The organism is Halomonas sp. KM-1 (assembly GCF_000246875.1).
Lineage (GTDB): Bacteria > Pseudomonadota > Gammaproteobacteria > Pseudomonadales > Halomonadaceae > Halomonas > Halomonas aerodenitrificans.
Window position 1 is genome coordinate 1 of sequence record NZ_BAEU01000024.1, and the last position, 8,221, is coordinate 8,221.

Below are 8,221 nucleotides of genomic sequence, written 5' to 3' on the forward strand. Positions count from 1 at the left end.
CGTTCCACCGCCGCGCGTAGCCGCGCATCGGCACGCGGCAGGCCCAGGCTACACAGCAGCCAGGCCGGCGGCCGTTCGGCCTGCCATTCGAGAGCCGTCGCCAGGCTGTCGGCGTCACAGGTCAGGCGCTCCTCGAACAGTTTGTAGAGAGCGATTTCCAGCCGCTGGAGCGGCAGATAGTGGCCCAGGGTGGCGAGGATAGCCCGACCATGGCCCAGGCGATCTTCGCAGCCGCCGGGGGCATGGCAGCGGGCGAGCCAGCCCGTGGCGGCGGCGTCCGGCCCGGTGCCGCTGTCGATCAGGCCGAGGGAGAGGGGGCGTGGCCTCAGGGGCATGCGGTCGCCTCCCTGGCGATCAGCCTGCCGTCCTGGAGACGATAACAGGCATCGAGATTGCTGAAATGGCTCCCCTGATGGCTGATGATTAGCCGGGTGGTATTGCCCAGCAGTTCGTCGAGCCGGGCATCAAAGGCTCGGGCAGTCTCGGCATCCAGGGCCGCGGTGGGTTCATCCAGCAGCACCAGGCGGGGCTTCTTGAGCAGTGCCCGGGCCAGGGCCAGGCGTGCGCGCTGGCCGCCGGACACCGTGCCGCCCAGGTCGCCGAGTTCGGTTGCGAGGCCATGCGGCAGGGCGGCTAGCCAGTCGCCAAGACCCACCTGCGACAGTGCCTCGACCAGCTCGGCATCGCTAGCCTCAGGAGCGAGGGCGCGCAGGGTTTCCGCCAGGCTGCCGCGCAGCAGGCTGGGGTGCTGTTCCACCCAAGCCACCTGCTTCAACCAGTGGTGGCGAGAGAGCGCGTCCAGCGGCACGCCGTCGACACGGATCTCGCCCGCCTCCGGCGCTTCCAGCCCGAGCAGCAGGCGAATCAGGCTGCTCTTGCCGGCGCCCGAGGGGCCGTCGATGAGCACCTTGCGCCCCGGCGCAAGCGTAAGATCGACGCCATCCAGCAGCCCATCGGCCTGTCCCGCATGGCGGAAGCGTACCCCCGCCAGGCGAAGCTCGCCGGGGCCCGCAGGACGCTCTCCCCGGTAGGGATCGTTCATGGCCGGCTCGGCGAACAGCTCGGCCAGGCGAGCCGCGCTGACCCGGGCCCGCTGCCAGCCGCCGTAGAGCCCTAGCAGGCCGCCGATGGGCGCCATCACCATGCCAAGATAGGCCAGCAGGGCCACCAGTTCGCCGAGCTGCAGGCGCCCCTGGATCACCAGGTAGCCCCCCAACAGCAGCAGGCCGGCCCGGGCCAGGGAAAGGATCAGCTGGGGCCCCATGTCGCAGAGGAAACCCACCCAGCGCACCGCCAGCAGCCGGCGTAGCTGCTCGTGGCCGAGTCCCTGGAGGCGGTTGAGCCGCGAGGCCTCCAGCGCCTGGCCCTGGAACCAGGGGCCAAGGGCCAGGGTGTCCTGCCAGAAGCCGGAGATCTCGCCGCTCTGTTCGCGCAGAGCCCGCTGACGGAGGGTCAGCGCCGGGCGCCAGGCGCGCAGCCACAGCCACTGAAGCGGCACCAGCAGCGCCACCAACACCATCAGCATGGGGCTGTAAAAGCCGATCATGGTCAGGGCGCCCACCAGCCCGAGCAGGTTGGAGAGGCCGCTGAGCAGGCCGTCCAGGGCGAAGCCCTGCAAAATCGACAGGTCGCCGTCGATGCGGCTCATCAGGTCGCCCCGCCCCCGGGCCTGCCAGCGGGCGGGGGCCAGACGCAGCAGGTGACGTAACAGCGAGCGGCGCAGCGCCAGCAGCAGCCGGACGGAGAGCGCCACATGCTGCAGGCGAGTCAGCCCCTGCAGGCCCAGCGCGGCGAGCCCCACCGCCACCAGGACGCCGACATAGGCGAGCACCGTGGCGAAGTCGCCCTGCATCAGTCCGCGGTCGATCAGCCGCTGCGTGAGTAGCGGCGGCAGCAGTGCCAGCAGGGTTGCCACCAGGCTCAGCGCCAGCAGTCGGGCGAGCGCCACACGCCGCGCCTTGAGCGGGCGATAGAGCCAGTTCCAGGGCAGCGCTCCTGTCTCCCGGGTGGGTTCGGACTCGCGCATCGACAGTTCTCCAGCACAGAGGGGCCGGTCGCTTTCGCAAGCGCCGGCCAAGAGGGCTACGCCACAAGGCTAAAGGTGCTGCGCCTAGAAGCGCGCCACCTTCAACGTGGCGGTGCTCATGTCGCCGGGCAGGCGAATCCGTCCCAGGTCGTTGAAGTCGTCATCGTAGATGGCGATGTCGCTGGAGGCGCCGCCCACGTAGATGCGCGAGCCGTCGTAGGAGGTATTGATGACATAGTAGGTGTGGTCGAGGTCGATCACCCGCACGATCTCCCGCGTTCTGGCGTCCAGCTTGCTAAGCTGGGTGTAGACGCCGTAGAAGACGTCACGCTCGCGGGGGTCGGAGACCATCGAGAAGATGATGAACTCGAAGGGCGCGATCTCCTTGTTTTCGGTCTCGCCGGTGGTCAGATCGATCCGGCTGATGCCCCAGTGCCAGGCCTCGTTCTCCTCGCCGGGATGCTCCGCTACCGTGTAAGGGCGCACGAACTCGTCCGTGACCTCGCCGATGGACCACATCGCCAGGGAGTCGGGTGGGCTGAAGCCGGGGCGATCCCAATTGCGGTTGGCGATGGCCACCTTGGTGTCGCCGTTCTCGGGGTCGACCCGGTAGATATCGGCTCCGGCGAGGTAGAGATAGCCATCCGCGGCGGCACCCATGGTGGTGACTTGGCGTGGAGCGGGGAAGGTGGCCAGGGGCTTGGCATCGAGGCCCGCCGAGGTGTCATACACCGCCAGCTGCGGCTCCAGCACCTCGTAGCGGTCGCGATGCAGGCGTACCCGGTCCTGCACCGTGTAGAGACGGCTGCCGTCGGGGCTCACCGCCAGCGAGGCGAGCGCCTTGGCGCGCACGTCGCCCTCGGACTGACGGGCGCGGAACACCTCCTCGCAGCTGGTGAGGTCGATGCCCACCACGTCCTCCCAGCGGTTGTGCAGCACATAGGCGATACGCTCGTCGGGGGAGAGCTGCAGGGTACCGGAGCCGAAGGCGCCCGCCACGTCGCAGCTGCGCACCACCTCCCGGGCCTCGGGGTCGATCACATGCAGTTGGTTGGGGCGGGCCATGGTCACCAGGTACTCGCGCGCCTCTTCGGCTTCGGCAGCCGCCACCATCAAGGGCTGAACGACGAGGGCCAGCAGGCCCGCCAGGGGCAGGTGGAGTCGCTTCATCACGGAACTTGTCATCACTTGTCGCCTCCCGGGTAGACGCTGTCGAGCTTGCGCCAGTCATCCTCGGCGCGGTCGGCTCCATCCCCCCAGTGGGGGTAGGTGTTCATGGTGTCGGGTACCTGGGCGGGCCACCAGCAGGGGTCGGCGCAGCCGTAGAGGTCCGCCTCCATGGGCTGGCACAGCGAGGCCACGCCGCCGAAGGGATCCACCTCCCAGCCGGGGTCGAAGCTCGAGGTGCAGCCGGCGATGGTCTGCATGGCCTGAACCTCCTCCAGTGCCTCGGGGGTGGCGGCCCGCTCCATCTCCCGGGCCTTGCGGTTGAGAGGGGTGAGCCCCAGCTCGCTGAAGCCTTTGTTGTTGTGTGTCATGCGGTTTGCCTCCCGGCCAGAGGGCCGTCGAGAAAGTCGGGGTTGTGACGCAGGATGCGGGCGTAGGCGCCGATGCCGAAGTCGACCCACTCGCGCATCAGGTCGCAGTAGTGGTAGGTCGGCGTCATGGGATCGCCGAAGCGGGCGTAGCTCTCGTGGTAGCAGCCGCCGGAGCAGAGGTTGCGGATGCGGCAGTTGCTGCAGCCGCGCTCGCTGCGATCGCTCCTGGCCTCGATGAACTGCTTGAGGCCGGCATGGTCAAGCCCCTCGCGGACGCTGCCGAAGGTCGGCAGTTCGGAACCGGTGAAGCGGTGGCAGAGGTGTACGTCGCCGCCATGGTCCACCGCCACCAGCCCGAGCCCGGCGCCGCAGGGCACGGCCTTGCTGCGCCCCTCCCAGATGTCGGTGAGCAGCTGGTTGAAGTTGCCGAAGCCGATGTCGCGGCCCTCGATGGCAGCCGCGACCGCACGCTCGCCGAGTTCGAGCATGCCGTCGAAGACGATACGCAGCTCTTCGCCCGTCAGGTTGTAGGCGGCCATGTCACCCGAGGTGACCGGGGCGAAGCCGGCCTCGGCGAAGCCCAGCTCATTGACCAGGTGGTGGTGGATGCCGATCACGTCAGTGGTGCCTTGGGTCAGGGTGACTCGGGAGCCCACCGGCCGCGAGCGATAGTGGGCCAGCAACGGGGCGATGCGCCGGGCCACCAGGTCGTAGGTGCCCTGGCCGTTGACGGCGATACGGTTCTTGTCATGGATTGCCTTGGGGCCGTCCATGCTCACCGTCAGGCCGAAGCGGTGGGCATCGAAGAAGGCGATCTTCTCCTCGTTGAGCAGGGTGGCGTTGGTGGTCAGGGTGAAGTCCACCGCCTTGCCGAGCCCGTGGATGCGCTGCTCGGCCCAGGCCACCACCGCGCGGATCAGCGGCATGTTGCTGAGCGGCTCGCCGCCGAAGAACACGACGTTGTAGCGATCCCGCTGCGGGGCCTCGCGCAGCATCATCTCGATGGCCGCCTGGGCGGTGGCCAGGTCCATCTTCTTGCCGTCGCGAGGGTTGTCCAGGTCTTCCTTGTAGCAGTAGCTGCAGCTCAGGTTGCAGCCGGTATTGACGTTGAGCACCACGGTGGAGAGCGGGAACTGCTCCACCTGGACGCGGGGGTTGTAGGCCTGGACGGTGCCGTCGGTGACCAGTTTCAGCGCCTTGAGCTGCGCCAGGCGCGCCTCCAGCTCCTCGGGCTCGACCTCATGGATCAACTGGCCCGGCAAGGCGTGCGGATCCAACCCCTCCTCGCGGCCGGCCAGGGCCAGCAGTGCCTCGCTGAGCGGGTCCGGGGCGAACAGGCTGGTGGTGGGCACATGGAACCACAGCGGCTGGCCTTCCACCTCCACCCGATGCAGGTTCTGGGGGATCGCTTGCAAGATTCCCATGATGACCTCCTGGTCCGGTGTTAGCGAAGCGGCGGATTATTCCAGCGCTGCACGGTGACGATCAGTTGGGCCTCGTCCTGTACCTCCTCCTGGCCCACCACGCTGGCGGTGACGCGCAGGTTGCCGGCGTTATTGGTGTTGAACCGGCGCAGCGGGTTGGGGCCGGCGCCGGCCGGGGTGAAGATTCCGGTGGCGGCGTCCAGCACGCCGGCAAACTTGACGTCCTCTTCGCCCTCGGCGATCTCGTCCCAGGGCGCGACGCTCCAGCGCACCGGCACCTGGCCCAGGGGAATGCTCGCCTCGCCCTCTCCCAGATAGCCCAGGGCGGTGAAGACGCCGCTCACCGGCGGGGTCTTGTCGTTGCCCACCCGCGCCACGCCGAGCGCCGGACTCACCTCGAGACGGTCCACGCTGCGGTAGCCGGCCAGCAGCCGGTCGTGGCTCCTGTCGCCGATGCGCACGCTCAGCCAGCCGGGCGCCAGGTCGGCATTCGTCATCACATCCAGCACCAGGCGGTGGTCGCTGCGCTCGATGACGTCGCGTACGCTGACGCCCTCGCCCAGCTCGATCTCCCCTTCGTTCAGCCCTTGTCCCAGCAGCACCAGACGGCTGCGCTCGCCGGCCTTCAGCGAGGCCGGCTGACTGGCCACGAGACCGGGTGCGGCGGCCGCGACCGGCATCATCTCCACCTGCATGCCGAACGCCTCGTCACGGTCGTCGAAGATGCGCCCGCTGGGCCGCTCGCCGGAGAGGTCCAGCACCTGCTGGAAGCCGCGGCCGTTGAGTTCGAGGTTGGCGCGCCACTCGTAGCCGGTGTAGACGATGGCCCGGCCCTCGCCGGTCAAGGGGCGGCCGTTGGTGAAGGCACCGGCCAGGGTCAGGGTATAGGCGTCCTCGCCCTCGCCCGCGGTGATGTTCACGTCGGCGTAGAAGTCGCCCTCACCGGGCCAGTGACCCCACAGCTGCCAGTCCCCCTCGGGGTCGGGCGCCTCGGCCTGCTGCCAGGCGTTCCATGCCTCGCTCTCTAGGTCTTGGGTCTCGGCCAGCCAGGGGGCGATCTCGTTCAGGGCGATATCGAACCAGTCCCGGTCGCGGGCCATGGCTTGGTACTCGGTGGTCTGGAACTGGCCTACGTGGAAGTGCATCAGATGCTCCCACTCCTCCAGCGGACGCTGCTGCAACTGAGCGCGGCCGCCGGTATGGCAGCGGGCGCACATCTCCTGGTAGCTGGGATGGTCGAAGGATTCGATGCGGTTGAGACGGCGCTCGATCAGCTCGCGCTGGGGAGCGCTCTCCTCGGGGGCAAGGCCCTGGGTGTCGGCCAGATACTTGACGATATCGCGGCGTGCGTCGGCGGGCAGTTCCAGGCCATGCATGATCTGCATGCGTGCCACCGTCATGTCCCAGCCTTCCGGCGTCTTGCGCTGCTGGCTGATACGGCTCCAGCTCCCAGCGCCGTCTTGGGCCTGATGGCAGCCGGTGCAGTAACGATTGATGGCCTCACCGCTTGGGGAGGCCTGGGCCAGGGCTGGCAGCAGTAGGGCCAGGCTACAGAGTCCTGTCGAGAAAGCTTGCTTCATCACGGGGAGTTCTCCTCGCGTTGTTGTTGTCCTGGTGTGCACAGCCGTCGTTGCGGCAGCGCCAAGGTCGAGGTGTCGTAACGCCTGTGTCATTCACTCTGCACGTGCCGCGCCCGTCGAGAGAAAACTCCTTAAAATTAAAATGTTATGTGCTTTTTTGAGACGTCCCCGTCGCTTTTGAGATCGGCCGGGTGCGTCAAGCTGCAACAGTAGCGTCTTGTCTTGAAACACTTTGCAGACTCTGTCTGCCTCGAAGAATTTGATACCTGAAGGAAGAAGAAAGACATGGGTCGCGTGTCTTTATTCCTCGCATCCTCTATTCGCCAGCAATGGTGGCGGCATGTGGTTCATTTTAGGCTCTGGCTCCTTGATTGGCGGGTTGGAGGCATTCGACTTATGTCTGATGCCGTTCGCGGTGAAAGCCGTTGCACTCGACGCCATGAGGTAGCATCGTACGTATTGAGTGTTTCATAAATATCCTTTTTCCAAATTTTGTTGTATCACTACGAGACCTTTCGGCTCATTCCTATAACGTCAAGAACTGCCGCCCATGGCGAAAGGAGGGAAGAAACGTGCGCAAGAACAATAGAATGCTGCTGCTCGGCGCTTTGGTTACCGCAACCCTGAGTGTCTCTGCACAAGCCCAGACAACCATTACCGTCAGCACCTGGGCAGGTCCGAACCACGGTATCAACACCATCGTCTGGCCGACCTGGAAGGCCTGGATCGAGGAGGCCACCGAGGGTCGCGTGACCGTCGAGGTGGTGCACGACATGGGGCCACCAGCCTCGCAGATGGAGATCGTTGCCGACGGCATCGCCGATGCCACCTGGGTCTTCCATGGATACAATACCGGCCGCTTCGAGCTGACCAAGCTGCCGGAATTCCCCACCTTCGAGGACTTCTCCTCCGAGCATGCTTCCGCCGCCTACTGGCGTACGCATCAGGAGTACCTCGCCCAGGCCGGTGAGCATCGTGGCGTCGAGGTGGTGGCCGCCGGCGTGCACGGCCCGGGCTGGATCTTCAGTCGTGACAAGTACGCCACTCTCGATGATCTGATGAGCAAGCGAATTCGTGTCGGTGGCGGGGTGATGGGGGAACTTTCCAATGCTCTCGAGCTGACCGGTGTGGCGCTGCCGCCCACCAGCGTCTACGAGGCGGGCTCGCAAGGCGTCATCGACGGGGCCATGCTGGTGCCGGAGGGGCTGCGCAGTTTCCGTGTTGCGGAGGTCTTCCCCTACACCCTCAAAGTGGATGGCGGTTTCTATCGCGGCAGCTTCACCATCGTGGTCAATCCCACGGTGTGGGATCAGGTCTCGCCCGAAGATCGCGAGGCGATCGAGGCCGTTTCCGGCGAACGGTTGTCGCGGCTGTTCGGGTATATGATGGATACCGTTGATGTACGCGGCGTAGAGTTCGCCGAGGAGCGTGGTCACACCTTTACCGAACTCAATGGCAATGACCTGGAGGCTTTGCGCAGCATCAGCGATACCTTGGTCGAGGAGTGGGCGGCTTCGGTTGCCGATAGTCGAGGCGTCGACGGTATGGAAGCCATGCGGTATTTCCATGAACAGCTGGCTGCGGCTGCCGAAGAAGAGAGCGTGGCTTCGCTGGTGCCGCAGGAGTTCCTTTGAGCCAAGTCCTGCAGAGTGC

Annotated in this window: 7 protein-coding genes; 1 reads left to right on the forward strand and 6 read right to left on the reverse strand. The window is 66.4% G+C overall.

Annotated elements, in window-relative coordinates:
- From B8115_RS02055 to peaA, 6 genes are all read right to left on the reverse strand, one after another.
- Window positions 1–335, reverse strand: a 335-nt coding sequence (locus B8115_RS02055) for a hypothetical protein (protein ID WP_010626078.1), incomplete at its 3' end; no start/stop codon positions are given.
- Window positions 326–2,026, reverse strand: coding sequence for an ABC transporter ATP-binding protein (locus tag B8115_RS02060; RefSeq protein WP_010626079.1), 1,701 nt, complete (start codon window positions 2,024–2,026; stop codon window positions 326–328). The genes B8115_RS02060 and B8115_RS02055, both read right to left, overlap by 10 nt.
- An 84-nt stretch (window positions 2,027–2,110) precedes the next feature.
- A complete protein-coding gene (gene peaD, locus B8115_RS02065; protein WP_010626080.1) occupies window positions 2,111–3,211 on the reverse strand; it encodes a quinohemoprotein amine dehydrogenase subunit beta in 1,101 nt (366 codons plus the stop codon).
- Window positions 3,211–3,564 (reverse strand): quinohemoprotein amine dehydrogenase subunit gamma, encoded by a 354-nt coding sequence (gene qhpC, locus B8115_RS02070; protein WP_010626081.1) that lies wholly within the window; start codon window positions 3,562–3,564, stop codon window positions 3,211–3,213. The genes peaD and qhpC overlap by 1 nt, the downstream gene beginning before the upstream one ends.
- On the reverse strand, window positions 3,561–4,988 hold the full coding sequence (peaB, locus tag B8115_RS02075; protein WP_010626082.1) for a quinohemoprotein amine dehydrogenase maturation protein: 1,428 nt from the start codon (window positions 4,986–4,988) through the stop codon (window positions 3,561–3,563). The genes qhpC and peaB overlap by 4 nt, the downstream gene beginning before the upstream one ends.
- Window positions 4,989–5,008: 20 nt before the next feature.
- Window positions 5,009–6,568, reverse strand: a complete 1,560-nt coding sequence (gene peaA / locus B8115_RS02080) for a quinohemoprotein amine dehydrogenase subunit alpha (protein ID WP_010626083.1) — start codon at window positions 6,566–6,568, stop codon at window positions 5,009–5,011.
- Between the two features lie 590 nt (window positions 6,569–7,158).
- Here peaA and B8115_RS02085 point away from each other — a divergent pair.
- The gene (locus B8115_RS02085) at window positions 7,159–8,202 is read left to right on the forward strand and encodes a TRAP transporter substrate-binding protein (protein WP_010626084.1); all 1,044 of its coding nucleotides are present in this window, start codon (window positions 7,159–7,161) and stop codon (window positions 8,200–8,202) included.
- Window positions 8,203–8,221 lie beyond the last annotated feature (19 nt).